Source organism: Paraburkholderia piptadeniae (assembly GCF_900007165.1).
Taxonomy (GTDB): domain Bacteria; phylum Pseudomonadota; class Gammaproteobacteria; order Burkholderiales; family Burkholderiaceae; genus Paraburkholderia; species Paraburkholderia piptadeniae.
Map to the genome: position 1 here is coordinate 26,880 of NZ_CYGY02000073.1, position 23,723 is coordinate 50,602.

Here is a 23,723-nt window from a genome sequence, read left to right on the forward strand (position 1 = left end):
CGAGCCTTCAGGCGCGCAGTTCGCTCAGGATCTGTTCCGCGAGATAGTCGCAAGGCGGACGATTCGAACGCGCGCTGCGCGCCAGAATGATTTCGAGTTCCGGCAGCTTCGGCAGGCCATGCGGCCGACCGAGCGTGACGAAGCGCTCGGGCACCGCGCAACGCGCGAGCGGCGCGACGGCGAGCCCGGCGTCGACCATGCTGAAGAGGCCCATCAGGCTCGGGCTTTCATACGACGTGCGATAGGCGATCTTCGCGCGCTCCAGCGCTTGCAGCGCGTTCGCGCGCGCGACGCTACCTGTGCCGAACACGGCGATGGGAAGCGGGCGTTCCTTCCACACTTCGCGTCCCGCGGCGGACGTGCCCGCCCAGACCATCGGTTCGAGCCGGATGAACTCGCCCGCGAGACCCTTGACGCGCGTCACGCACGCGAGATCGATCTTGTTGTCCTTCAAGAGCGGCGCCAGCGCATTGCTGGGCAGGCCGACCACCTGGATTTCGACTTTCGGATAGGTCGCCGAAAAATTGCGCAACACGGAGGGCAGCAGCGACGATGCGTAATCGTCGGGCACGCCGATCGCGACGCGGCCCTTCACATCGGGATGCACGACGGACGCCCACGCCTCGTCGCGCAGCGCGAGCATGCGCCGCGCGTAGGCGAGGAGCGTCTGGCCGTCCGGCGTCAGTGTCACGCTGCGCGGTCCGCGTATGAAGAGCGGCTTGCCGAGCGCCGCTTCGAGCGAACGTATCTGCATGCTCAGCGCCGATTGCGAGCGATGCACGAGCGTCGCGCCGCGCACGAAGCTGCCCGTATCGGCGATGGCGACGAACATCGCGAGCACGTCGAGGTCGAGGGCTTTCATTCGCTGTTATCCGCCGTTATCCGTTGATCGGAAACATCAGAAATATTGATCGAAATGTTCAATATAACGCGTTTGCCTGAAGTCAGGCGCGGCGGGCATACTGATTTTATCCGAGACCTTTCACACGCCACCATGACGACGCCCGCCACCTACGACGAATTCAAGCGCCTGAACATGCGGCTCGACATGTCGCGCGGCAAGCCATCGCCAGAGCAATTGGACCTGTCGCGAGCTTTGATCGACGAAGCGGGGACGGCGGGTTTCATGTCGCGCGATGGAATCGACTGCCGCAACTACGGTCATGTACTGGGCTTGCCGGAAGCGCGCGAGTTCGGCGCTCAACTGCTGGACGTCGACGCGGCGCAGGTCGTCGCGGCGGGCAATTCGAGCCTCGAACTGATGCACGATGCGCTCGTGTTCGCGATGCTGCACGGCGTGTCCGCTCATGTATCCAATCACGCGCCATGGAGCCGGCAGCGCGAGGTCGCGTTTCTGTGCCCTGTGCCCGGATACGACCGGCACTTCGCGATCTGCGAGGCGCTGGGTATCCGCATGATCGCCGTGCCGATGACGCAGGACGCCCCCGACATGGACGCCGTCGAAGCGCTCGTCAAGCACGACGCGTCGGTGAAGGGCATCTGGTGCATGCCGCTCTACAGCAACCCATCGGGTGCGATCTGGTCGCGCACGACGATCGAGCGTCTCGCCGCGATGCCGACGGCCGCGAACGATTTCCGGCTCTTCTGGGATGACGCGTACCGTTTTCATCATCTGACCGGCACGCGGCACGCGACGCCCGGCATCATCGAACTATGCGAGCAGGCGGGACATGCGGATCGCGCGCTGGTGTTCGCATCGCTGTCGAAAGTGACGCTCGCGGGTGGCGGCGTCGCGTTCCTCGCGTCGTCGCGGCGCAATGTCGACTGGTGGCAGCGGCATGCGAGCATTCGCACGATCGGCCCGGACAAGCTGAACCAGTTGCGGCACGTGCGCTATCTGCGCGACCGCGAAGGGCTCGAACATCTGATGGCGAAGCATCGTGCGCTACTGCGCCCGAAGTTCGACGCCGTCGTGGCCGAGTTCGACACACTGCTCGCCGATGTGCCCGGTGTATCGTGGAACCGGCCGGAAGGCGGCTACTTCATCAGCCTGTATGCGCCGAAGGGCCACGCGAAACGCACGGTCGCGCTCGCGGCCGACGCGGGACTCGTGTTGACGCCCGCAGGCGCCGCGTATCCGTACGGACGCGACGACGAAGACCGGCATCTGCGTATCGCGCCGTCGTTTCCGTCGCTCGATGAGGTGACGCTCGCGGCGCGCGGCATCGCGCTGTCGCTGCGCCGCGCGCTGGAAGATGGCGCGGCGCTCGTAGCGGAATAGCGAGCGCGTCGGCACGTACAAGCCACAAGCGCCGCAAACCGGTAGCGCGCGCAACAAACTGTAATGACGGGGACGCGATGGAACTCGCCATCGCCGGCGGTTTTGCGGTAAAAGAAACGGATGACCGACCGCGCCCGCATCATTCCGCTGATCGTTGCCTGTCCGCTGTTCCTGCAAAACCTCGATACGTCGATCATGGCGACCGCGTTGCCGTCGATCGCGCGCTCGCTCGACGTCGAGGCGCTGCATCTGAATCTCGCGATCACCTCCTATCTGCTGAGCCTCGCGGTGTTTCTGCCCGCGAGCGGCTGGCTCGCCGACCGCTTCGGCGCGCGCCGCGTGTTCTGCTCGGCGATCGGTTTGTTTTCGTTCGCCTCCGCGCTGTGCGGGCTCGCCACATCGCTGCCGCAGCTCGTCGCGTTCCGCGTGCTGCAGGGCATGGGCGGCGCGATGATGGTGCCTGTCGGCCGCCTGATCCTGCTGCGCAGCGTGCCGCCCGCGCGGATGGTCGCGGCGATGGTGTGGTTCACGGTGCCGGGCGCCGTCGGCCGGCTGGCGGGGCCGCTGCTCGGCGGCTTCGTCGTGACGATCACGTCATGGCGCTGGATCTTTCTGCTGAACGTGCCGTTCGGCGTGATCGGCGTGCTGTGCGCGCTGGCCTTCGTCGACGATACGCACGAGCACATCGACGAGCGTTTCGATGTGCCCGGCTTCATTCTCCTTTCGACGGGGCTCGTCGGGCTGGTTGGCGGGCTCGACACGGCGGGCCGCGGACTCGTGCCGCAATGGGTGACCTTCGCGTTCACGGGCACGGGCGCGCTGTCGACGCTGCTGTACTGGCTCTATAGCCGCCGCTACGCGGACGCGATCATCGATCCCTTGCTACTGCGCTTCAAGGCGTACCGGACGGCCGTGCTCGGCGGCATGCCGCTGCGCATCGGCATCGGCGCGTCGCCGTTCCTGATGCCGTTGATGCTGCAACTGGGCTTCGGTCTCTCGCCGCTCACATCGGGGTCGCTGAGCGTCGCGACGGCCGTCGGCTCGCTCGCCGTGCGCGGCGTGATGGGCCTCGCGATTCGCCGCATCGGCTTTCGCACGGTGCTGATCGGCGCGACTTGCATGACGGGCTGCTTCTACGCATGCTATGGACTTTTCCGGCCGAGCACGCCGCATCTGCTGATCTTCTGCGTGCTGCTGGTGGGCGGCCTGTTCAATTCGCTGGCGATGGTCACGCTCAATACGCTCGGCTATTCCGACATGCCCAAGCAGAAGATGAGCCGCGCGACTGCGCTCTCCGGCATGGCGCAGCAGCTCTCCGTGAGCGTGGGCGTCGCGTTCGGCGCGTCGCTGCTCGCACTGACGGCGCATCTGCACGGCGGCAGCGCCGCGCATCTCGCCGCGCGCGACTTCTCGCCGGCGTTTTTCGTCGTCGGCGCGGCGGTGCTGTGCTCGCTGTTCTTCTTCGTGAAGCTGTCGAAGGACGAGGGCGCGGAGTTGCGGCAGCGTTAGCCGGTTCGCTTTCTTGCGTTTGCGGCGTCAGCCGCGACGGCGCCGCGCAACGAACTCGCCTTCTAGATTCCACGAGATGCCGTCATCGGCGAGTGCGACGCCTGTCCAGCGGAATGAGTCGTCGGTGATGTCGGTGAAGTTCCAGCGGATCGGCGTGCCGTTCGCGCGCGTGCCGATCTGCACGATATCGCGGCCGGCTTTCCTGCCGATCAGCTCGTCGCGCTGGCCGTTCACGGGGTTGATGTACGTGACGCGCCACGCGCCGATCGACGGGTCCCAGACGCGCAGCGTCGTGCCGTACATGTCGAGGCCGGGCTCGCGTTGCGCGCTACGGTCCGCGCGGCGCGGCATGATCCAGACGTCCTGCACCGCGCGTCCTTCGAGCGCCCAGCCGAAGTGAATCTCGCCCGTGAGGCGCCGCTCGCGCACATCGACGCGATAGTGCAAAACGTCCATGTCCCAGCTGCCGACGAGCCAGCCATACAGATCGTCGGCGGCATCGATATCCGCTGCGCGGCCAGGCGCGGCGAGTGCGGCGTGAAAGCCAGAAGCAAGCCCATGGTCCAATGCGTTCATTGCATGTTGCTCCGTTTGACAGGTTCGGTTGAAGAGTCCGGTTGAAGGGCCCGGTTGAAAAGGGCGGCCAGGCGTGGCGCTGTGCGCCTGCCGCCGATGTGATAAAACAATCGTACGGACCCGGCGAGGTGACATCTTGGGAAAAATTGCCGTCGATCTCGAAGCCGCGCTGCACCGACGCGATGTGCTCGGCACGCGCGGCGACACACACATGCGCACGCTCGCGGCGGGCGATGGCTGGACCGTCGTCGACGTGCTGTGCACGTTCGGTCCGCGCGACCGGCCCTTCGAAGAGCGGCACGCGGGCGTCTGCATCGCGATGGTGGCGGCGGGCGCATTCGGCTACCGCTCCGCGACGGGGCGCGAGTTGCTGACACCCGGTTCGCTGCTGCTCGGCAACGCGGGCGAATGCTTCGAGTGCGGGCATCGTCATGCGTCGGGGGATCGCTGTGTGTCGTTTCACTATCAGCCTGCGTACTTCGAGCGGCTCGCCTCCGACGCGGGCTTTTCACGCACGGACATCCCGTTCCGGCACGGCTGCATGCCGCCATTGCGCGCGTTTTCCGGCCTGATCACGAAAGCTTGCGCGGGCGCGACCGATGCGACGACGTTCGAAGCCTGGGACGAACTCGCCGTCGATCTCGCCGAAGCCACGCTGCGCTCGACGCAAGCCGATGCGAAACGCCGCGCCCCGGAGACGAGCGCATCGGCATGGGCACGTGTCACGCAGATTGTCCGCGTGATCGACGAAGCGCCCGATGCGCCGCATACGCTCGCAAGCCTCGCGCAGATGTGCGGGTTGTCCGATTTCTATTTTCTACGCACCTTCGAACGCGTGACGGGCGTCACGCCGCATCAATATGTGCTGCGCGCGCGGCTGCGTCACGCGGCGCTGCGTCTTGCCGGCGAGGACACGAAGATCGTCGATATCGCCCTCGATAGCGGCTTTAACGACGTGTCCAATTTCAATCACGCGTTTCGCGCCGAATTCGGCATGAGCCCGCGCGCGTGGCGCGTGCAGCGCAGCTCGCGTGAGGACTGCGTGGCTCGCATCGACGAGGCATCGAAAGCATGAGCCGGCGTGTGCATCGGTTGCGCGCGGCAGCCGTGCTGCCGCTGATCGTCTGCGCATGCGGCGCGGCCGCCGTGAACGCGCAGGAGCGCGTCGCGCCCGACGATGTGCCGCCGTCGACCATGGAACGCGACGTGCATCTCTTCGTCGTGCAGAAAGACGGCTCGGTCGAGGAACACGACGACACGATCCTGCGCGCGAACACGACGAGCGGCGTCGACGAAATCGCGCAGCGCTATGTGTGGTTCAACAAGGACATCGAGCAGGTGCAGCTGCTTGCGGCGGAGACGATCGACGGTAGCGGCGTCGCGCATCCCGTCGGACCGGACGGCATCCGCGACGTGCAGGAGCCGCGTTCGGCGGGCGCGCCGACTTTCGAGGACGGCGTGCTGCGCACGGTGATCTTTCCGGGCGTCGAGCCGGGCTCGCGCGTGCATCTCGCGTTTCGCAAGACGCGCGCGGTGCCGTTGCAGGCGGGCACGTTTGCGTATTTCGTCGAGCCCACGCGCGGGCCCGTCGATATGCAGCAGCTGATCTTCGATCTGCCCGCCGACGTGCCGCTCTACGCCGACGCGCGCGGCTACATCGCACAGCCGCCCGTGACGGAGAACGGCCGCACGCGCTACACGTTCGAATACCATCATGGGTCCTATACGCCAATCGAGTCGGGCGCCGTCGGCTACCCGACATGGGGCGACCGCCTGATGGTGTCGACGACGCGCGATTTTGCCGCGTTCGCCGAGCGTTATCGTTCTGCCGCATACGATCCGAGCTGGCGCGACCCGAGCGTCGTTCAGATCGCGCAGTCGCTGACGGCGCTGACCGACGATCCGTACACGAAGGCGCAGATCCTGTACGACTGGGTGCGTCTGAACATCCGCTATGTTGCGCTCTTTCTCGGCGAGACGGCGGCCATGCCGCACAAGGTGAGCGACATCCTGCGCAACCGCTACGGCGACTGCAAGGACCATGTCGCGCTCTTCGGCGCGCTGCTGGCCGCCGTCGGCATTGACAGCCAGGCCGTGCTGCTCAATCTCGGGCCCGTCTATACGCTGCCCGACGTGCCGGGCTACGGTGCGAGCGCGATCAATCACGCGATCACGTGGATTCCGTCGTTGCAGATGTACGCGGATACGACGGCGGGAGGAATCGGCTTCGGCTATCTGCCGCCGGGCGCGATGGACCGGCCGGTGCTGCTCGTCGACGACGGCGTGCTCGCGCGCACGCCCGCGACCCAGGAGCGCGCCCGCAACGCGCGGCTCGCCATCGACATCGACCGCACGGGCACGGCGGGCTTCACGTATCGCGTCGAGGACGCGGGCGTGTCCGCCGAACTGGAGCGCAACGTGTTTCGCCGCGCGACGCGTCAGCGCTGGCAGCAGATCGCCGCCGACCGCTTGCGGCAAACGGGACTGCACGGCATCGCGCGCCTGCAGCCGGGCGAAGTACGCACGACCACGGGCCCCTTCTCGACGACGATGCAGGGCACGCTCGAGCACTTCTCATGGCCCGATGGCACGACGGCGCTGCCCGCGCTGACGAGTCTGTCGGGCGGCATCGCGACCCAGGTGCAGGCGTGGCTCGCGGAGCCGGCGCGCACGCAGCCGTGGGTGTGCATCGGCGGCGACTTTGACGAGACCTCGCAGATCACGCTGCCCGATACGGTGCGCGTGACCGACATGCCGCAGGACACATCGGTGCGCGACCGCTTCTTCGATTACGAATCGCACTATGTGTACGATCCGTCGTCGCGGATCGTGCAGATCACGCGGCGGCTGCATGCGCGCTTCGGGCATCAGGTGTGCAGCCCGGATGAATTTGCGCAGACGCGGGCGTCGCTGGTGAGGATCGAACGCGATGCGTTGTCGCAGATCGTGGTGAGGGCAGGCTAAGGCGCTTGAGTGTGGGTGTCTTAGGTTCGTTTAGCCTGCCGCTGGCGTCCGTGATGCGCTGGTTTGCTTTGCCTTTGCCGCTGGCATCCGCGCCGCGAGGCGCATCGCGGATGCCAGCGGCGGGCTAAGCCAACCACAACAAAAAGCCATCGCCGACACAACTAGCAACCGTGGATGCCAGCGCCGCGCTCAAACAAAGGACCGCGGCGACCGTTACACGCCGCTCTTCGTGACGACAGGGACCCAAACCCCGTTCTTCACCTGATACAGCGTCGATGCCGCGCTCTTCAGCGCGCCCGTGCTGTCGAACGAGATCGTTCCCGTCACGCCTTCGAAGTTGATGCTCTTGAGAGCGGGGCGATACACCTTCGGGTCCGACGATTTCGCCGTCTGCATCGCCTTGATCACGGCCCACGCCGCGTCATAGCCGAACGGCGCATACGACAGGATGTCGTCGCCGAAGCGCTTCTTGAACTTCGTCGAGAAGTCCTTGCCGCCGGGCAGTTGCGCAAGCGGGCGGCCATATTCCCAGGCCATCGCGCCTTCGGCCGCTTCGCCCGCGAGCTTCACGAACTCCGGATCTTCGACACCGCCGCCGCCGAGCAGTTGCGCCGTCATGCCGAGTTGCTTCATCTTCTTCGCGATCGCGGCAGCCTGCGTGTCGAGTCCGCCGAAGAAGATCAGATCGGCGTTGGTCGCCTTGATCTTCGTGAGCTGCGTGCTGAAGTCGACGGCCGTGTTGCTGGTGAACTCGCGCGCGACGATATTGCCGCCCGCGGCCTTCACCGCCTTTTCGAACTCGTCCGCCTCGCCCTGGCCGAACGCCGTGCGGTCGTCGATGATCGCGATGCGCTTCGCCTTCGTCACCTGCACGGCGTACGTGCCCGCGTTGCCGGCGTTTTGCGCGTCGGTGGAGATCACCATGAACGTGTTCGCGAAGCCGCGATTCGTGATGGTCGGGTTCGTCGCGGCGGGATCGATCATCGGAATGCCCGCCTGTTCATAGACCTGCGAGGCGGGAATCGTCGTGCCCGAGTTGAAGTGGCCGACGATGCCGGACACGCTCTGGTCCACCAGTTTCTGCGCGGCCTGCACGCCGATGCGCGGGTCGGCCTGGTCGTCTTCCGAAACGAGCTCGAAACGCGCGACCTTGTCGCCGATCTTGATCTTCTGCGCGTTGGCTTCCTCGATGGCAAGCCGCACGCCATTCTGCAGGTCCTTGCCATAGCCTGCGTTGGGACCCGTCATCGGTGCGGCGAAGCCTATTTTTACGGGCATTTCGTCTGCGGCGAAACTGGCGAGCGGCGCGATGGACAGCACGGCGCCCAACATCACGGCAAACGGATTCAGCGTCTTGCAAAGGCTCATGGTTTCTCCTTACATCGGCAGACAGGGATGGGAAAAACAGCCGGCTTGCAGTGCGCGCTTTACGTCGGCTCGACATCTGGTCTTACGTCGAACGACGCGAAGCGCTACCGGTCGGATTGCTCGATGCAGTGTGTCGGCAGGTCTCCTTCGTGACGATATCGGACAAATGCACGGACGAGAGTACGGACGATGCAGCATGGACGGCAATGCTGGAAAACACCGAAGCCGCATCGCTTGCATGCCCTCTGCCGACGGACCCAGGGCCTCGCGCAACCCGCGTGCTGCAGCCGATCCGTGGCGCGAATATAGAAAGCCAATATGCGTGCGTCTTGGCAGTTCGCGGCATGTTGAATGCGCATTTCAGCACAGCGAGTGTGCAGGCTATCGAGCGAGGGCAGGGAAGATGCGCGCGCGGCCGGCCGCGCAAGGGGAGGGAAGGTATGGAGGCCGCGCGTCATGCACGCATCACGCGCTCGCGATCGAGCGGCGCCCGCGAATGCAAATCATGCAGAAGGCGCTGCGCGTGAAGAATCGGCGCGATGCGTTCACTGCTCGCCTTGCATGCGCAGCAGTTCTTCGCGCAGACGCAGAAGCGGTTCTTTCACGTCGTCTTCGGCCCACGTGTCGAGATCGTCGATTGCGCGCTGGCAACCGTCGAGCACCACATCGAGATCGACAGGCACGCCGTTCGCGAGCGCGAAGTGAATGGTCTCGGCGAATTGCTGGCATTCGTCCGCGCCATACGAGATGTCGAGGTTGTCGCCGATCACTTCTGCGATATTGCTGCGCGCCTTGTCGTCGGGCGTGACCATGTCGATGATGCCGCGCGCGACGGCAGGCGAGTAGTAGAGCGCGATATCGAGCCATTGAGCCGCGTCGAAATCCGCTTCGCCGAACTGCGATTCGAAGAACTCGATCGCTTCCTGTTCGTGCGCTTCGTCTGCATCGACGCTGATGCACAACTCTTCAAACTGCTCTTCACGTTCGCTGCGGATAGTGCCGTCCATCGGTGCCTCGTCTGCCAGTGCCAATAAAAATGCTGCGCGGTTTCGCGCGCGGCACGCATTATAGGACGTCAGGCTGACAGGTAAAGTTCGCGGCGACCCTCGATGTATCGCCGGACCCTATGCCGACTCCACCACCCACGCATCGAACCAGTCGCGCGGATGCGCGATATCGTCCTGCGCGGCGATGATCTCGAGTTCATAGCGCCCCGCATCCCACGTCGCGCGCACGACCGCGTTGACGGCGGCCATCGTATGCTCGAACGCGCCGCGCACGGAATCGCCGTGCAGCGTGCGCGCGACGAACACTGCGCTCGTCAGGTCGCCGACGCCGACGGGCTGCCGCGCGAACGGGTAGAGCGGGCGCTGGCCCATCCACGCTTCGCGCTCGGTGACGACGAGCATGTTGAAGCGGTCCGCCGCGCTGTTGCGATCGAGCAGATGCTTGACGAGCACCGTCTTCGGTCCGCGTTCCATCAGGTCGCGGCACGCGGCGACGGCTTCTTCGACGGTTTCGATCTCGCGGCCCACGAGCCGCTGCAATTCGCTGTGATTCGGGCACATCACGTCGGAGACTTCGGGCATCGTCCGCACGAGAAACTGCTGGATGCCGGGCTCGACACGGCAGCCCGTCGCCGTGCCCATCACGGGATCGCAGATATAGCGCGCATGCGGATTCGCGGCCTTCACGGCGCGCACGATTTCGACCACCGCCTGCGCCTGCTCGGGCGTGCCGAGATAGCCCGACAGCACGGCGTCGCAGCGCGGCAGCACGCCGATCGCGCCGATGCCTTCGACTAGCGCGAGCATCTGCGATGCGTCGATCGCGCTGCCTTCCCAATGGCCGTATTGCGTATGGTTCGAGAACTGCACCGTGTTGAGCGGCCACACGTTGACGCCGAGACGCCGCATCGGGAACACCGACGCGCTGTTGCCCGCGTGCCCGAACACGACATGTGACTGGATGCTCAGAACGTTTTTCATGTTGAACCGATATGGCGCGGCGAAGGCGCTGGTCGAATGCGGATCGGATGTATTGACGGGCAGCCGGCACCCGGCAGGCAGCACGCGTCGGATATGCGCCAGGCGGCCTGTCGTGCAGCCGCGCACCGCGTTCCTGCACCGTTTTGGCGTCTATGCCCATCGATACATGGACAGCATGCGCGTCATGCCCTGATCAGCACAAGATACATGAGTTTTCGCGCGCCGGAAGCGATCTGGCCCCGTCGTGTTGCGCCGAACCATCACCGCGAGGGCCGATGGCACAGCCGCTTGCGCCTGGTCACGTGGCACCGCAGCACGCCTTGACGCGCGCTCAGACCAGCTCGCGATACAGCGCGAGATAGCGTTCCGCCGACGCGCCCCAGCTGAAGTCCTGGCGCATCGCGCGACGCTGCGCCGCTTTCCAGTCGGTGCGCCGCGCGTAGAGCGCGAAAGCGCGGCGGATCGCGCCTATCAGCGCCTCGGGTTCGAAGCGCTCGAACACGAAGCCCGTCGCGAGATCGTCGGCGATGTTTTCGAGCGACGCATCCGTGACGGTATCCGCGAGGCCGCCGACGCGATGCACGAGCGGCAGCGATCCGTACGCGAGCGCATAGAGCTGCGTCAGGCCGCACGGCTCGAAGCGCGACGGCACGGCGATCACGTCGCTGCCCGCGACGATCTGATGCGCAAGCGTCTCGTCGAAGCCGAGCTCGACGGCGACGCTTTCCGGATGCGCGTGCGCGACGCGCTGCAAGCCGATCTCGAGCGCCGGGTCGCCCGTGCCGAACACGACGAGCTGGCCGCCGCGCTTGACGATCTCGGGCAGCGCCGCGAGCAGCAGGTCGAGACCTTTCTGTTCCGTCAGCCGGCTCACGACGCCGAACAGCAGCGCGTCGCTCTTCTGCGCGAGATGGAAGCGCTCCTGCAACGCCGTCTTGCACGCGCGCTTGCCGGCAAGGCGCGTGTCGGTGTAGCGTGCGCCGATCAGCTGATCGGCGGCCGGATGCCACACCGTGTAGTCGACCCCGTTCAGAATGCCCGACAGATCGTGCGAACGCTGGCTCAGCAGCCCGTCGAGCCCGCCGCCTTGCGCGAGCGTCTGGATTTCGCGCGCATAGGTCGGGCTCACCGTCGTGATGCGGTCGCTGTAGAAGAGCCCTGCTTTCAGAAACGACATCTGGCCGTAGAACTCGACGCCGCTCATGTGGAAGAAATCGGCGGGCAGCCCCAGCTGGCCGAACTGATGCGCGGGGAAGATGCCCTGATACGCGAGGTTGTGGACCGTGAACACCGTGCGCGGCAACGGCTTGCCGCGCTCGCGCCCGGCGGCTTTCAGATACGCGGGCGTGAGCCCGGCGTGCCAGTCGTGCGCGTGGACGATCTGCGGCGCCCATGCGGGATCGAGCTGCTGCGCGAGTTGCGCAGCCGTCCAGCCGAGCGTCGCGAAACGCTGCGCATTGTCGCCGTAGGGCACGTGCTCGGCGTCGAGATACGGATTGCCGCCGCGGTCGTACAGCGTCTTCGCGCGGATCACGTACACGACGAGGCCGTTCGCGGGCAGCGTGCCGCGCTCGAGCGTCACGTCGGGCGCGCCGAAGCGCTCGCCGATCGGCGCGACGGGCTGAAGGTCCGACAGCCCGTCGACAACGGCGGGAAAGCCCGGCAGCAGCACGCGGACGTCGGCGCCCAGCTCGATCAGCGCGGGCGGCAGCGCGCCCACGACATCGGCGAGGCCGCCCGTTTTCAGAAGGGGATACAGCTCGCTTGCGACGTGCAGCGCGCGGATCGTCATGGGCTGGGTCCTGTTCGCTATGGGTTGGGTTCGTCGTTCCAGTGCCGCGATCGGCGCGCCCGCCGCGCGTCCGCTATTGCACTGCCGCCGCCTGGCGCCTGAGCGCTTCGGCCGTCACGAGCACGACGCCGCTATCCGTGCGGTAGAAGCGCTCGCCGTCGCGCATGGGGTCTTCGCCGATCACGGTGCCGTCTGGAAGCCGGCAGCCACGGTCGATCACGACCTTGCGCAGGCGGCAGCTCGCGCCGATCGTCACCTGCGGCAACAAGACTGCCTCAGCGATGTTACAGAACGAATTCACGACGACATTCGACGACAGCACCGAGCGCGAAATCTGCGAGCCGGAGATCACGCAGCCGCCGCACACGATCAGGTTGGTGCCCGAGCCTTGCAGTCCGTTCAGGTCGCGCACGAACTTGGCGGGCGGCAACTGCTCCTGATGCGTCCAGATCGGCCAGTTGCGGTCGTAGAGATCGAGCGCGGGGATCGTCGACGCGAGATCGAGATTCGCGGCCCAGTATGCGTCGATCGTGCCGACGTCGCGCCAGTACGGCTCGACGCTCGGGTCCGACGACACGCACGACATGCTGAACGGATGCGCGATCGCATGCCCCGACGTGACGACGCGCGGAATGATGTCCTTGCCGAAGTCGTGATCGGTCGCGACGCTGGTGATGTTCTCTTCGAGCAGAGAGTACAGGTACTCGGCGTTGAACACATAGATGCCCATGCTCGCGAGCGCGATGTCGGGGCGGCCGGGCATCGCGGGCGGATCGGCGGGCTTTTCGACGAAGCCCGTCACGCGGCGCTGTTCGTCCACATGCATCACGCCGAACGCGACGGCATCCATGCGCGGCACCTCGATGCAGCCGACCGTGCAGTCCGCGTGCGACTCGACGTGGTCCATCACCATCCGCGTGTAGTCCATCTTGTAGATGTGATCGCCCGCCAGCACGACGACGTACTTCGGGCTGATCGAGCGGATGATGTCGAGGTTCTGGAACACCGCGTCGGCCGTGCCGCGATACCAGTGCGCGCCTTCGACGCGCTGCTGCGCGGGCCACAGGTCGATGAACTCGTTGAACTCGCCACGCAGGAAGCCCCAGCCGCGCTGCACGTGGCGGAGCAGCGAATGCGCCTTGTACTGGGTGACGACGGCGATGCGCCGGATGCCTGAATTCAGGCAGTTCGATAACGCGAAGTCGATGATCCGGTATTTGCCGCCGAAATGGACGGCGGGTTTGACGCGCTTGTTCGTCAGGGGCCCGAGGCGGGTGCCGCGTCCACCAGCGAGAACGATGGCGAGTGTCGTGTGCTGAAGATCGTTGAGGCTTGCCGGCGTATCCATGTGCGTCTCCTTATGGGTGAGCCCTGGTGGAAGCTTTCTGTCTTCGCCTACTTTGCCCCGGCGTTTTTGTTGTTATGGCCTGGCCCCTGGTGTTGTTGTCGTCGGCTGCGCCAGCCAGCGTTTAGTCTGGACCATGCGCATGCGGCGCGCAACGTTGGGGTGTCGGCCTGTTGCGCGTCGCGCGTTCGACACGCCTCATTGTGCGCCCGGTTGCGATGCGAAACCGCCCCGCATCGGGTAGAAACGGCTCCCATGCACTGCGGCACGAAGTGCGTGCGGTCATTGATGCCGTAGTCAAACGCGTGTTTGGACTGTGCCCGGCGCTCTGTGCAGCCCCGCCTGCGCGCGGCGCTGCAAGGCGGCCGCGACGCGGGCATCATGCGGGCTTGTCCGCTTTTTCTTTCCGTGTCTTTCCCCGTTACATACGCTCACTGCCTATGAGATTGCCTTCATCCTTCGTTGCCGTCGCCTTGTCCGCATGCGTCGCCGCTGTGGGCGCTAATGCCTTCGCCGCCGATGCCGCGGGTGCCTCTGCGTCAGCCGCCACGTCTTCGCCGAATGCGGCCGCGAGCGACGATGGTCCCGCGTACGGCCCCGAACTGCAGGGCTTCAACTATCCGGCGCCCGTGCGGCAGTTCGAGTTCACATCGCAAGGCAAAGCGCTGCACATGGCCTACATGGACATTGCGCCCGTGCATCCGAACGGCCGCACGGCCGTGTTGCTGCACGGCAAGAATTTTTGCGCCGCGACATGGGAAGGCACGATCGAGCGTCTGTCGGCAGCGGGCTATCGCGTGGTCGCACCCGACCAGATCGGCTTTTGCAAGTCGAGCAAGCCGCAGCGCTATCAGTTCAGCTTCCAGCAACTCGCGCGCAACACGCATGCGCTGCTCGAATCGCTTGGCGTGAGCAACGCGACCGTCATCGGCCATTCGACGGGCGGCATGCTCGCGATTCGCTATGCGTTGATGTATCCGGCGCAGACGCAGCAACTGGTGCTCGTCAACCCCATCGGACTCGAGGACTGGAAGGCGAAGGGCGTGCCGTCGCTTTCCGTCGATCAATGGTACGAGCGCGAACTGAAGACCACGGCGGGCGGCATCCGCCGATATGAGCAGGCCACGTACTACTCAGGCCAGTGGCGCAGCGATTTCGAGCCGTGGGTGCAGATGCTCGCGGGCATGTATCGCGGGCTGGGCAAGAAGGAGGTCGCGTGGGATTCGGCGCTGCTTTACGACATGATCTACACGCAGCCCGTCGTCTACGAACTCGGTCAGCTGAAGATGCCGGCGCTGCTGTTGATCGGCGACAAGGACACGACGGCCATCGGCAAGGATGCATCGCCGCCCGACGTGCGCGCGAAGATCGGCCACTACCCGGAACTGGCGAAGCTGACCGCGCAGGCCATTCCGCATGCGAAGCTCGTCGAGTTCGCCGAGTTGGGCCACGCGCCGCAGATGCAGGACCCGCAAGCCTTTCACAAGGCGCTGCTCGACGGGCTTGCCGCCGTGCCGGCCGATCACTGAACGCGCATATTCGATGATGCGAAGGCGGCGCTGCCACCTTCGCCCGCGTCCCATATGCCTGTCATTGCCGTGGTGTCGCTACCGCCGCCGCCTCGCACGCACCACACGCGGCCGTATCGCAACCGCTCAAGACTTCACTTCCCGACGATCTCGTCGCGCACCTGCGCGCCGATCTCGAACGAACGCAGCCGTGCCGCGTGGTCGTAGATCTGCGCGGTCAGCATCAGTTCGTTTGCGCCCGTCTGCTCGATGATCGATTGCAGGCCTTCACGCACCGTATCGCGATCGCCGATGACCGAGTACGCGAGCGAATGCCGCACGCTGCTCAGCTCCATCTCCGATGCATCGATGCGATCGACGGGCGGCTGCAACTGCCCCGGCGTGCCGCGCCGCAGATTGATGAACTGCTGCTGCAGCGACGTGAAGAGGCGTTGCGCCTGATCGTTCGTGTCGGCGGCGAACAGATTCACGCCGACCATCACGTACGGCTTGTTGAGCGTCTCCGACGGCTGGAACTGCGCGCGATACACATGCAGCGCCTGCATCATGTAGTCGGGCGCGAAGTGCGAGGCGAACGCGAACGGCAGGCCGAGCGCCGCCGCCAGTTGCGCACTGAAGAGGCTCGACCCGAGCAGCCACAGCGGCACGTGCAGCCCCGCGCCCGGCACGGCGCGCACGCGCTGGCCCGGCACGGGATCGGCGAAATAGCGCTGTAGCTCGACGACGTCGTCGGGAAACGAATCGGCGCTGCCGCGCAGATCGCGGCGCAGCGCGCGGGCCGTCGTCTGGTCCGTGCCGGGCGCGCGGCCGAGGCCGAGATCGATGCGGTCCGGATACAGCGACGCCAGCGTGCCGAACTGCTCGGCGATCACGAGGGGCGCGTGATTCGGCAGCATCACGCCGCCCGAGCCGACGCGGATCGTCTTCGTGCCGCCCGCGACGTGCCCGATCACGACGGATGTCGCCGCGCTCGCGATGCCCGTCATGTTGTGATGCTCGGCGAGCCAGTAGCGCTTGTAGCCCCATTGCTCGGCGTGCTGCGCGAGGTCGAGCGTGTTGCGGAACGCGTCGGCGGCGCTAGCGCCAGCCGTGATGGGAGAAAGATCGAGGACCGAAAAAGAAATCATGGCAATGGATGTGCGGCCAACCATCGTCCGCTGCAAGGGGGCGGCGATGATCGAGCCGGATCGGCAGGGGCAAAAGCGGATTGTGCCAAAGCGCCCCCATTCGTGCTGGTGGCGTGATCATGCCCCTGACGGCGGGAGGGTCGCAGCGATTGCTGGCTACAAGCCCGGCAATTGCGGAAAAGTGAGGCCACACGCCGACGGCAGAAAAAACCCCTGAAAACAGGCTCGAAATGCGTTGCCGTCTGCGTCGATGCGTGTGTCCTCGCACAGAGTCCCGAGCGTCCACGCGTTAGGGTGAAGGCGTCGCCGTCGACGACGCGGAACTGCGCGGCGCGTTTTCGCGTGGTTAGGTGGCGGCCTCCACGGACCTCGACGCCGGTCGGTCCGTCACGTCACGCGTAGGTCGGCTACGCAGCGCACACCCGGGCGAACCGGGCCGGCCGGGTCAGCCGGGCACGCATCGCCCGCCTGCTATCTTTGCGCGCGCCCGCGAAATCAGCGCGTCAGCGCGCGATTCATCAGCCGATTCGGTGTAAACGCGCTCTCGCGCAATTTAGGTGCTGACGCTAGATTGTCAACACTTGCGGGATAGTCGAGGGGCCAGAGGCCGTCGCTCCGGCGGCCGATCAAGTGGTGAAATTGCGCGACGGCCAGATGCCCAAGGGGCTTCTGGCCGAAACGCTAACTGCGTTGCGGCTCATGGCTGCGGCTTGCGTTGTTCGCAGCGAACCGGTCGCGTCGGCCTGGCCCTCACTCATGCACAACCCGTGCAACGGACTTATCCCGGCACTTCTCCACCCTTCTTTGCACTTCTCCGCACGCGCGAAATCTCGCGTAGCAACTCTTTAACTTTCCAAACACATCCGCCTCGCGTCCGCTCGCGATTTCGCCGTCGAGCGGGTTATCCTCTCTGTCGTTCACACCATTTGATTGACGTGTCATCGAAGATGGTTATCCGCACCTCGTTGCGCAACATGATGCTTTTCGTGGCCATGGCGGGCGCGCTGTCCGCGCTTGCCGGCTGCGACCAACAGCAAAGCGATCAGGCCGTGCAAAAACTCAAGGAATTTTTCAACGCCGTCAAACCGGATGCGCTGCTTCTGAAAGGCCTCACGCCCGGCGTCACGACGGAAGCGCAGATCCGCGACCAGATGGGCAAGCCCGAAACCGAGCGCGATTTCACCGACGGCTCGAAGCGGCTCGAATATCCGCGCGGCCCGCAAGGCCTCAACACCTACATGGTCGACATCGGCCCGGACGGCACGCTGCAAGCGATCACGCAAGTGCTGACGGCCACGAACTTCGCGAAGATCCGCCCGGGCATGACGGAGGACGAAGTGCGGCGGCTGCTCGGCAAGCCCGGCGAAGTGGCCGTCTATCCGCTCAAGCCCGAGACAGTATGGAGCTGGAAGTGGCGTGAAGGCGGCGTCACCCAGGAGGGCTATTTCAACGTGCATTTCGACGTCAATCACGTCGTCTACACGACGTCGCGCTCGGACGTGATGCGCGGCCACTGACGAAGCACGAAGCACGAAGCGCGACGCGAGACCGCGAGCGAAGCGGAGGACGACACACGCAAGGCGACAACCAGGACCGGATACCAGGCGCGAAATACCGTGCGCAAAAGCGGACGATTAAAACAAATGCCGAAAACGCTGGTCCAATCATAAAAATGCCTGCAAACAAGGGAGAAAAGAACGGTGTCAACTCATAGACGCTACCGGCGCATCGGCCTCGTGCTCGGCGGCGGAGCCGCGCGCGGCTGGGCGCATATCGGTGCGATTCGCGCGCTGCACGATGCGGGGATCAGGCCGGATCTTGTCGTGGGGACGTCGATCGGCGCGCTGGTCGGCGCTGTCTATGCGAACGGCGATCTCGACTGGCTCGAGGAATGGGTGTCGCGGCTCACGTGGCAGACGGTGGTGCGGCTGCTCGATCTGCGTTTCTCGGGCGGCCTGCTGGGCGGCAAGAAAGTCATTCAGGTGTTTGCGAACCGTTTCAACGGCCGCGAGATCAGCGAGCTGGACATGCCGTTCGCCGCTGTCGCGACCGAGCTCGATTCGGGCCGCGAGACGTGGCTGCAGGATGGCGGCGTGGTCGATGCGGTGCGCGCGTCGATTGCGATCCCCGGCATCTTCACGCCCGTTCTGCACGATGGCGTGTGGCTCGTCGACGGCGGGCTGTCGAACCCTGTGCCCGTGTCCGTTGCGCGCGGCATGCGGGCCGACTACGTGATCGCCGTCGATCTGAACAACGATATTCTCAACGGCCGCGATTTCGGCGGCGCGGTGGTCGATCTGCCGCCCGTGCCCATCGAAGAAGCGGAGCCCGTCGGCGTCGATCCCGATGCGCCCGCGCCCGAGATCGCCACGGCTGAACCTTCGCCCCTGTTACGGCGCAACGGCAAGCCGTTTCCGAACTGGCTTCAGCCTTCTCCGGAGTATTCGCCCGACGTGCGCGTGCCGCCCCCGCCGAGCGCGCGCGTGCCTTCGTTGCTCAGCTCGATCGCGCAAAGCATCGACATCATGCAGGTGCGGATCACGCGCAGCCGTCTCGCGGGCGAGCCCGCCGACATCCTGATCCAGCCGCGCCTGGGCGGCATGGGCATTTTCGATTTTCACCGCGCGGAGCCCGCGATCGAGGAAGGGCGCGCGGCCGTCGAGGCGATGCTGCCCGCTATCCGCGCGCGTCTCGCAATCGATTGACGGGCCTGGGCCGACCGGCTTCAACCTCCGGTCCCTTCCGTGCGTCTGGCCGCGATGATGCGGCACACGCGCTTGCCCGAACTGGCGCTCGTCGTGTCGTCAGCGAACAGGATTACGCAGGCGCTCAGCGCATTCGTGACGAGCCCAGGCTCGAACGCCGAATACAGGCGCCCGTCCGGCTGGCGCCGATCCTCGCCCTCGGTGACGCGCCACGACAGATACAGCATGCCGCTCGGGCGCAGGATGCGCACGAGGTTGTCGACGGCATCGGTGATCGCATCGGGGGCGAGATGCATCAGCACGGTTTCGCAGACCACGTTGTCGAACTGCTCGTCGATCTCGGCCAGCGACGGCAGCGTCGCCGTGCGAAACGCGATATGCGGATAGAGCCGCCGCGCTTCCTCGAGCAACCCTTCCGACGCATCGAAGCCCGTTACGCGATAGCCGTTGTCCGCGAGCCAGGCCGTATCGCGGCCGTTGCCGCAGCCGATGTCGGCTGTTTTGCCCATCGGCAGCAGATGGTCGTGCCACAGCGCGTACATGTCGTCGGGCGGCGGCTGGTCGAGCCATTCGCGCGAGTAGCGGGCGGCGTCGCGCGTGTACGCGTCGAGCGTCGCGGAGTCGGGGCGAAATGTCATGCGGCGATCCTGGTCCGGTGATGGCATGCGGCGGCGAGGGCAAAAGGGCATCGGCAAGTCTAGCGCGCGGTGGCGAATGCGGCTTCGACGGGACGCGCGTTTCCGTACGAGAGGCGCCTGTCATTCAGGGAAAGCCCCAATGGGCGCGGGTTTGCGGGCTTTTCGCACGGCTTGCGCGGCTATCGAAAAAGCGACCCAAAACTTGTGAAATCGCGGCACGCGGATTGCGCACGGCGCCCGCTTACAAACGGATAGCGCCCGATTCTGCGGGCGTTCAACGCCAGCCGCCCGACGTTGTCGAGGATGTTGCGATGCACAAGAGGCGCCTGCTTCGGTTTGAGGAAAGTATTTTTGCCTGCGAGTATCCGCGCCATGCCGCAGCGGATGCGGCCTTCGAACACTCTGCTTTGCATGGGACAGGAGACGCGCGTGATTCTCTATGGCTTTGGCCCGGTGCTTCTCGACGGCACGATCAAGACGATCGAGCTGTCGGTTCTTTCGCTGGCGGCGGCCGTTGTGCTCGGCCTGATCGGCGCGGCCGCGAAGCTGTCGTTCAACCGCCCGCTGCGCGCGATCGCGACGGGCTACACGACGCTGATCCGCTCGGTGCCCGATCTCGTGCTGATGTTGCTGCTCTTCTACAGCATCCAGATCGCCATCAACAATCTGACCGACGCGCTCGGTCTGCCGCAATTCGACATCGACCCGTTCATCGCGGGCGTGCTGACGCTCGGCTTCATCTACGGCGCGTATTTCACCGAGACGTTTCGCGGCGCGTTTCTCGCCGTGCCGCGCGGCCAGCTCGAAGCGGGCGCGGCGTACGGCATGAGCGGCGCGCGCGTGTTCGCCCGCATCCTGTTCCCGCAGATGATGCGCTTCGCGCTGCCCGGCATCGGCAACAACTGGCAGGTGCTCGTGAAGGCGACGGCGCTCGTGTCGATCATCGGTCTCGCCGATGTCGTCAAGGCTGCGCAGGACGCCGGCAAGAGCACGTTCAACATGTTCTTTTTCATTCTCGTCGCCGCGCTGATCTATCTCGCGATCACGACCGTGTCGAACCTCGTGCTGATCTGGCTGGAGAAGCGCTATTCGATCGGCGTGCGGCACGCCGAACTCTGACTGCCCGAATCCGCAGGAGACGACGACCATGATCGACATTCTCAACCAGTTCTGGCGCGCGTTCCTCTATTGGGACGGCCAGCGCATCTCGGGACTCGCCGTCACGCTGTGGCTGCTGGTCGCATCGATCGGCATCGGCTTCGTGACGTCGATACCGCTTGCCGTCGCGCGCGTGTCGAAGAAGCGCTGGCTCTCGACGCCCGTGCGCTTCTACACCTACGTGTTTCGCGGCACGCCGCTCTACGTGCAGCTGCTGCTGATCTACACGGGCATGTACAGCCTCGAGTTCGTGCGCTCGCATGCGCTGCTCGACACGTTTTTCCGCAGCGGCTTTCACTGCGCGATCCTTGCGTTCGCGCTGAACACGTGTGCCTACACGACTGAGATTTTCGCGGGCGCGATCCGCGCGACGCCGCATGGCGAAGTCGAAGCCGCGCGCGCCTATGGGATGAGCTGGTTCACGATGTACCGGCGGATCGTGATACCGTCCGCGCTGCGCCGCGCGCTGCCGTTGTACAGTAACGAAGTGATCCTGATGCTGCACGCGACCACCGTCGCCTTCACGGCCACCGTGCCCGACGTGCTGAAGGTCGCGCGCGATGCGAACTCGGCGACGTACCGCTCGTTCGAGGCATTCGGGCTCGCGGCGCTGATCTATCTTGCTGTATCGTTCGCGCTGGTTGCGCTGTTCCGGCGCGCCGAGCGTCACTGGCTCGCGTATCTGGCCGTGCGCCGGCATTGACCGGACTTCGCGCGGCGGCGCGCAACGCGTGCGTTACACCGATCGGTCAGCGGCCCGACAGCATCGAAGCATCCGTTTCACCCGTCTTCACTCTGGGAGAGCATCTTGCTCCACACGACTCAAACGGAAGCCTGCAAGCTCGCCGTGCAGGACATCCACAAGCGCTATGGCGATAACGAAGTGCTCAAGGGCGTCTCGCTGAACGCCAACAAGGGCGACGTGATCAGCATCATCGGTGCGAGCGGGTCGGGCAAGAGCACGTTCCTGCGCTGCATCAACTTTCTCGAGCGGCCGAATGCCGGACAGATCATCGTCGACGGCGAAGCGGTGCGCACGAAGGTCGACCGTCACGGCAACTTCGAAGTCGCGGATCACAAGCAATTGCAGCGCATTCGCACGAAGCTCGCGATGGTGTTCCAGCACTTCAACCTGTGGGCGCACATGAACGTGCTGGAGAACGTGATCGAGGCGCCTATCCACGTGCTCGGCGTGCCGCGCAAGGAAGCGGAAGACCGCGCGCGTGAATACCTGGAGAAAGTGGGCCTCGCGCCGCGTCTCGAGAAGCAGTATCCGTCGCATCTGTCAGGCGGCCAGCAGCAGCGCGTCGCGATTGCGCGCGCGCTGGCGATGCAACCCGACGTGATGCTGTTCGACGAGCCGACTTCCGCGCTCGACCCCGAGCTCGTCGGCGAAGTGCTGAAGGTGATGCAGAAGCTCGCCGAAGAGGGGCGCACGATGATCGTCGTCACGCACGAAATGGGTTTCGCGCGCAACGTGTCGAACCATGTGATGTTCCTGCATCAGGGCCGCACGGAGGAAGAGGGCGTGCCGTCCGAGGTGCTGGTCGCACCGAAGAGCGAGCGCCTGAAGCAGTTCCTGTCCGGCAGCCTCAAGTAACCTCGGCATCGCGCGGCACCACTTTGCAGCACACATCAATGGCACGACCGTCGTCCAGTCCGGCACGCACGACTCAGGTCGCAATCGTCGCGTTGCCTCCTGTTTCCATGTCGGGCGTGGGTCCCATCGTCGATGCGCTGAATCTGGCCAACGAGATCGACGGCCGCGCGCTGTACCGCTGGCAGGTGTGCTCGTGGGACGGCCGGCCCGTGCCGCTTGCGGGCGGCGCGCAATGGCCCGCCGATGCCGCGTTCGGCGATGCCATTTCATGCGACTGGCTGATCATCGTCAGCGAGCGTTTTCAGCAATTCGCGGACTACCGCCTGTTCCTCGCGAGCCTGTCGCGCGTCGGCCAGCGCACGCCGCTCGTGACGGGCATCCATCATGGCGTCTGGTGGCTCGCTATGGCGGGGCAGTTGTCGGGCTATCGCGTGAGCGTGAACTGGGAGACGTATCAGCAGTTCACGGAGCAATTCGAGCGCACGATCGTCACGCAGCAGATCTTCGAAATCGACCGTGACCGCGCGACCTGCGCGGGCGGCCAGGCGACCGTCGATTTCATGCTTGCGATGATCGGCCGCGACCACGGTCCGGAGCTTGCGGAACGCATCGCGGACACGATGGGCGTCGGCACGCTGCGCTCGGGCGAGGAGCGTCAGCGCATTCCGTTCGTGACGGCGCCAGGCGAGCGGCATCCGCGTTTGAACGACGCGTTGCTGCTGATGGAAGCGAACATCGAAGACCCGCTGACCTCGGACGAGATAGCGGGGCTGGTCGGCGTTTCGCGTCGGCAGCTGGAACGTCTCTTTCGCCAGTACCTCGGCTCGATGCCGTCGAAATACTACCTGGGGCTGCGTCTTGCGAAGGCGCGCACGCAGTTGCAGCGCACGAGCAAGTCGGTCGTGCAGATCAGCCTCGCATGCGGGTTCTCGTCGGCGGCGCACTTTTCCAATGCTTACCGCGAGCGGTTCGGCGTGACGCCGCGCGAAGAGCGGCGCAACTGGATCGAGAAGCAGCATGGGGCGGGTGTTGCCCGTGCGGGCATCGATGAGCCGCGGCCGGGGGCGTTGATTGAGCCGCCTGATGCTGGCGGGCGGTGAAGGTTTTTGTTGTGGTTGTTTCAGCGTGCCGCTGGCATCCGCGAATGCGTTGGTTTCCTTTGCCCTTGCGCTGGCATCCGCG

At 65.4% G+C, this 23,723-nt stretch carries 20 protein-coding genes; 11 read left to right on the forward strand and 9 right to left on the reverse strand.

Features of this window, described 5'->3' with window-relative positions; translation table 11 throughout:
* Positions 1-7 precede the first annotated feature (7 nt).
* Entirely contained in the window at positions 8-862 is an 855-nt protein-coding gene (locus tag BN2476_RS34645; RefSeq protein WP_087738702.1) for a LysR substrate-binding domain-containing protein, read from the reverse strand.
* Positions 863-916: 54 nt separating this feature from the next.
* Here BN2476_RS34645 and BN2476_RS34650 point away from each other — a divergent pair, with 54 nt between their 5' ends.
* Together BN2476_RS34650 and BN2476_RS34655 are read left to right on the forward strand one after the other, a co-directional pair.
* Positions 917-2,242, forward strand: coding sequence for an aspartate aminotransferase type Ic (locus BN2476_RS34650; protein WP_500044692.1), 1,326 nt, complete (start codon positions 917-919; stop codon positions 2,240-2,242).
* Positions 2,243-2,362: 120 nt separating this feature from the next.
* Positions 2,363-3,751 carry a DHA2 family efflux MFS transporter permease subunit gene (locus BN2476_RS34655; RefSeq protein WP_087738704.1) on the forward strand — a complete coding sequence of 463 codons (1,389 nt, stop codon included), beginning with the start codon at positions 2,363-2,365 and terminating at the stop codon, positions 3,749-3,751.
* 27 nt (positions 3,752-3,778) lie between these two features.
* Here the strand turns inward: BN2476_RS34655 and BN2476_RS34660 are convergent, their stop codons facing one another.
* Positions 3,779-4,327 carry a hypothetical protein gene (locus BN2476_RS34660; RefSeq protein WP_087738705.1) on the reverse strand — a complete coding sequence of 183 codons (549 nt, stop codon included), beginning with the start codon at positions 4,325-4,327 and terminating at the stop codon, positions 3,779-3,781.
* Positions 4,328-4,463: 136 nt separating this feature from the next.
* Between BN2476_RS34660 and BN2476_RS34665 the strand changes: the two genes are divergently transcribed.
* Both BN2476_RS34665 and BN2476_RS34670 read left to right on the forward strand, forming a co-directional pair.
* Positions 4,464-5,402 carry a helix-turn-helix transcriptional regulator gene (locus BN2476_RS34665; protein WP_087738706.1) on the forward strand — a complete coding sequence of 313 codons (939 nt, stop codon included), beginning with the start codon at positions 4,464-4,466 and terminating at the stop codon, positions 5,400-5,402.
* A complete protein-coding gene (locus BN2476_RS34670; RefSeq protein ID WP_087738707.1) occupies positions 5,399-7,291 on the forward strand; it encodes a DUF3857 domain-containing transglutaminase family protein in 1,893 nt (630 codons plus the stop codon). Before BN2476_RS34665 ends, BN2476_RS34670 begins: the two co-directional genes overlap by 4 nt.
* A gap of 213 nt (positions 7,292-7,504) precedes the next feature.
* Here the strand turns inward: BN2476_RS34670 and BN2476_RS34675 are convergent, their stop codons facing one another.
* The 5 genes from BN2476_RS34675 to glgC all read right to left on the reverse strand — a co-directional run bounded on the left by BN2476_RS34675 (position 7,505) and on the right by glgC (position 13,787).
* Positions 7,505-8,659, reverse strand: a complete 1,155-nt coding sequence (locus tag BN2476_RS34675) for a branched-chain amino acid ABC transporter substrate-binding protein (protein ID WP_087738708.1) — start codon at positions 8,657-8,659, stop codon at positions 7,505-7,507.
* Between the two features lie 545 nt (positions 8,660-9,204).
* Positions 9,205-9,666 carry a hypothetical protein gene (locus BN2476_RS34680; protein ID WP_087738709.1) on the reverse strand — a complete coding sequence of 154 codons (462 nt, stop codon included), beginning with the start codon at positions 9,664-9,666 and terminating at the stop codon, positions 9,205-9,207.
* Between the two features lie 117 nt (positions 9,667-9,783).
* Positions 9,784-10,647: a pyridoxal kinase PdxY gene (pdxY, locus tag BN2476_RS34685; RefSeq protein ID WP_087738724.1), complete on the reverse strand. Its 864-nt coding sequence runs from the start codon at positions 10,645-10,647 to the stop codon at positions 9,784-9,786.
* 331 nt (positions 10,648-10,978) lie between these two features.
* Complete coding sequence (gene glgA, locus BN2476_RS34690) at positions 10,979-12,439, reverse strand: glycogen synthase GlgA (protein WP_087738710.1); 1,461 nt, start codon at positions 12,437-12,439, stop codon at positions 10,979-10,981.
* 73 nt (positions 12,440-12,512) lie between these two features.
* A complete protein-coding gene (gene glgC, locus BN2476_RS34695; RefSeq protein WP_087738711.1) occupies positions 12,513-13,787 on the reverse strand; it encodes a glucose-1-phosphate adenylyltransferase in 1,275 nt (424 codons plus the stop codon).
* 437 nt (positions 13,788-14,224) lie between these two features.
* Between glgC and BN2476_RS34700 the strand changes: the two genes are divergently transcribed.
* A complete protein-coding gene (locus BN2476_RS34700) occupies positions 14,225-15,313 on the forward strand; it encodes an alpha/beta fold hydrolase (protein WP_087738712.1) in 1,089 nt (362 codons plus the stop codon).
* Positions 15,314-15,447: 134 nt separating this feature from the next.
* Here the strand turns inward: BN2476_RS34700 and BN2476_RS34705 are convergent, their stop codons facing one another.
* A complete protein-coding gene (locus tag BN2476_RS34705) occupies positions 15,448-16,440 on the reverse strand; it encodes an LLM class flavin-dependent oxidoreductase (RefSeq protein WP_087738725.1) in 993 nt (330 codons plus the stop codon).
* Between the two features lie 947 nt (positions 16,441-17,387).
* Here BN2476_RS34705 and bamE point away from each other — a divergent pair.
* Positions 17,388-17,957, forward strand: coding sequence for an outer membrane protein assembly factor BamE domain-containing protein (gene bamE, locus BN2476_RS34710; protein WP_438942925.1), 570 nt, complete (start codon positions 17,388-17,390; stop codon positions 17,955-17,957).
* Between the two features lie 183 nt (positions 17,958-18,140).
* The gene (locus tag BN2476_RS34715; protein WP_087738713.1) at positions 18,141-19,145 is read left to right on the forward strand and encodes a patatin-like phospholipase family protein; all 1,005 of its coding nucleotides are present in this window, start codon (positions 18,141-18,143) and stop codon (positions 19,143-19,145) included.
* A gap of 20 nt (positions 19,146-19,165) precedes the next feature.
* On the opposite strand, the gene BN2476_RS34720 is transcribed toward BN2476_RS34715, so the two are convergent.
* Positions 19,166-19,783: a class I SAM-dependent methyltransferase gene (locus BN2476_RS34720; RefSeq protein WP_087738714.1), complete on the reverse strand. Its 618-nt coding sequence runs from the start codon at positions 19,781-19,783 to the stop codon at positions 19,166-19,168.
* A gap of 429 nt (positions 19,784-20,212) precedes the next feature.
* Here BN2476_RS34720 and BN2476_RS34730 point away from each other — a divergent pair, with 429 nt between their 5' ends.
* The 4 genes from BN2476_RS34730 (at position 20,213) to BN2476_RS34745 (ending at position 23,641) form a co-directional block, all read left to right on the forward strand.
* Positions 20,213-20,902 carry an ABC transporter permease gene (locus tag BN2476_RS34730; protein WP_087738727.1) on the forward strand — a complete coding sequence of 230 codons (690 nt, stop codon included), beginning with the start codon at positions 20,213-20,215 and terminating at the stop codon, positions 20,900-20,902.
* A 28-nt stretch (positions 20,903-20,930) separates the two neighbouring features.
* Positions 20,931-21,644: an ABC transporter permease gene (locus tag BN2476_RS34735; RefSeq protein WP_087738716.1), complete on the forward strand. Its 714-nt coding sequence runs from the start codon at positions 20,931-20,933 to the stop codon at positions 21,642-21,644.
* A gap of 105 nt (positions 21,645-21,749) precedes the next feature.
* Complete coding sequence (locus tag BN2476_RS34740; RefSeq protein ID WP_087738717.1) at positions 21,750-22,541, forward strand: ABC transporter ATP-binding protein; 792 nt, start codon at positions 21,750-21,752, stop codon at positions 22,539-22,541.
* Positions 22,542-22,579: 38 nt separating this feature from the next.
* Positions 22,580-23,641: a GlxA family transcriptional regulator gene (locus tag BN2476_RS34745; protein WP_087738718.1), complete on the forward strand. Its 1,062-nt coding sequence runs from the start codon at positions 22,580-22,582 to the stop codon at positions 23,639-23,641.
* Positions 23,642-23,723 lie beyond the last annotated feature (82 nt).

Coding starts and splice junctions, on each gene's coding strand:
- BN2476_RS34645 (WP_087738702.1), bottom strand. CDS start 862: ATGAAAGCCCTCGACCTCGACGTGCTCGCGATGTTCGTCGCCATCGCC.
- BN2476_RS34650 (WP_500044692.1), top strand. CDS start 917: ATGTTCAATATAACGCGTTTGCCTGAAGTCAGGCGCGGCGGGCATACT.
- BN2476_RS34655 (WP_087738704.1), top strand. CDS start 2,363: ATGACCGACCGCGCCCGCATCATTCCGCTGATCGTTGCCTGTCCGCTG.
- BN2476_RS34660 (WP_087738705.1), bottom strand. CDS start 4,327: ATGAACGCATTGGACCATGGGCTTGCTTCTGGCTTTCACGCCGCACTC.
- BN2476_RS34670 (WP_087738707.1), top strand. CDS start 5,399: ATGAGCCGGCGTGTGCATCGGTTGCGCGCGGCAGCCGTGCTGCCGCTG.
- BN2476_RS34675 (WP_087738708.1), bottom strand. CDS start 8,659: ATGAGCCTTTGCAAGACGCTGAATCCGTTTGCCGTGATGTTGGGCGCC.
- BN2476_RS34680 (WP_087738709.1), bottom strand. CDS start 9,666: ATGGACGGCACTATCCGCAGCGAACGTGAAGAGCAGTTTGAAGAGTTG.
- pdxY (WP_087738724.1), bottom strand. CDS start 10,647: ATGAAAAACGTTCTGAGCATCCAGTCACATGTCGTGTTCGGGCACGCG.
- glgA (WP_087738710.1), bottom strand. CDS start 12,439: ATGACGATCCGCGCGCTGCACGTCGCAAGCGAGCTGTATCCCCTTCTG.
- glgC (WP_087738711.1), bottom strand. CDS start 13,787: ATGGATACGCCGGCAAGCCTCAACGATCTTCAGCACACGACACTCGCC.
- BN2476_RS34700 (WP_087738712.1), top strand. CDS start 14,225: ATGAGATTGCCTTCATCCTTCGTTGCCGTCGCCTTGTCCGCATGCGTC.
- BN2476_RS34705 (WP_087738725.1), bottom strand. CDS start 16,440: ATGATTTCTTTTTCGGTCCTCGATCTTTCTCCCATCACGGCTGGCGCT.
- bamE (WP_438942925.1), top strand. CDS start 17,388: ATGGTTATCCGCACCTCGTTGCGCAACATGATGCTTTTCGTGGCCATG.
- BN2476_RS34720 (WP_087738714.1), bottom strand. CDS start 19,783: ATGACATTTCGCCCCGACTCCGCGACGCTCGACGCGTACACGCGCGAC.
- BN2476_RS34735 (WP_087738716.1), top strand. CDS start 20,931: ATGATCGACATTCTCAACCAGTTCTGGCGCGCGTTCCTCTATTGGGAC.
- BN2476_RS34745 (WP_087738718.1), top strand. CDS start 22,580: ATGGCACGACCGTCGTCCAGTCCGGCACGCACGACTCAGGTCGCAATC.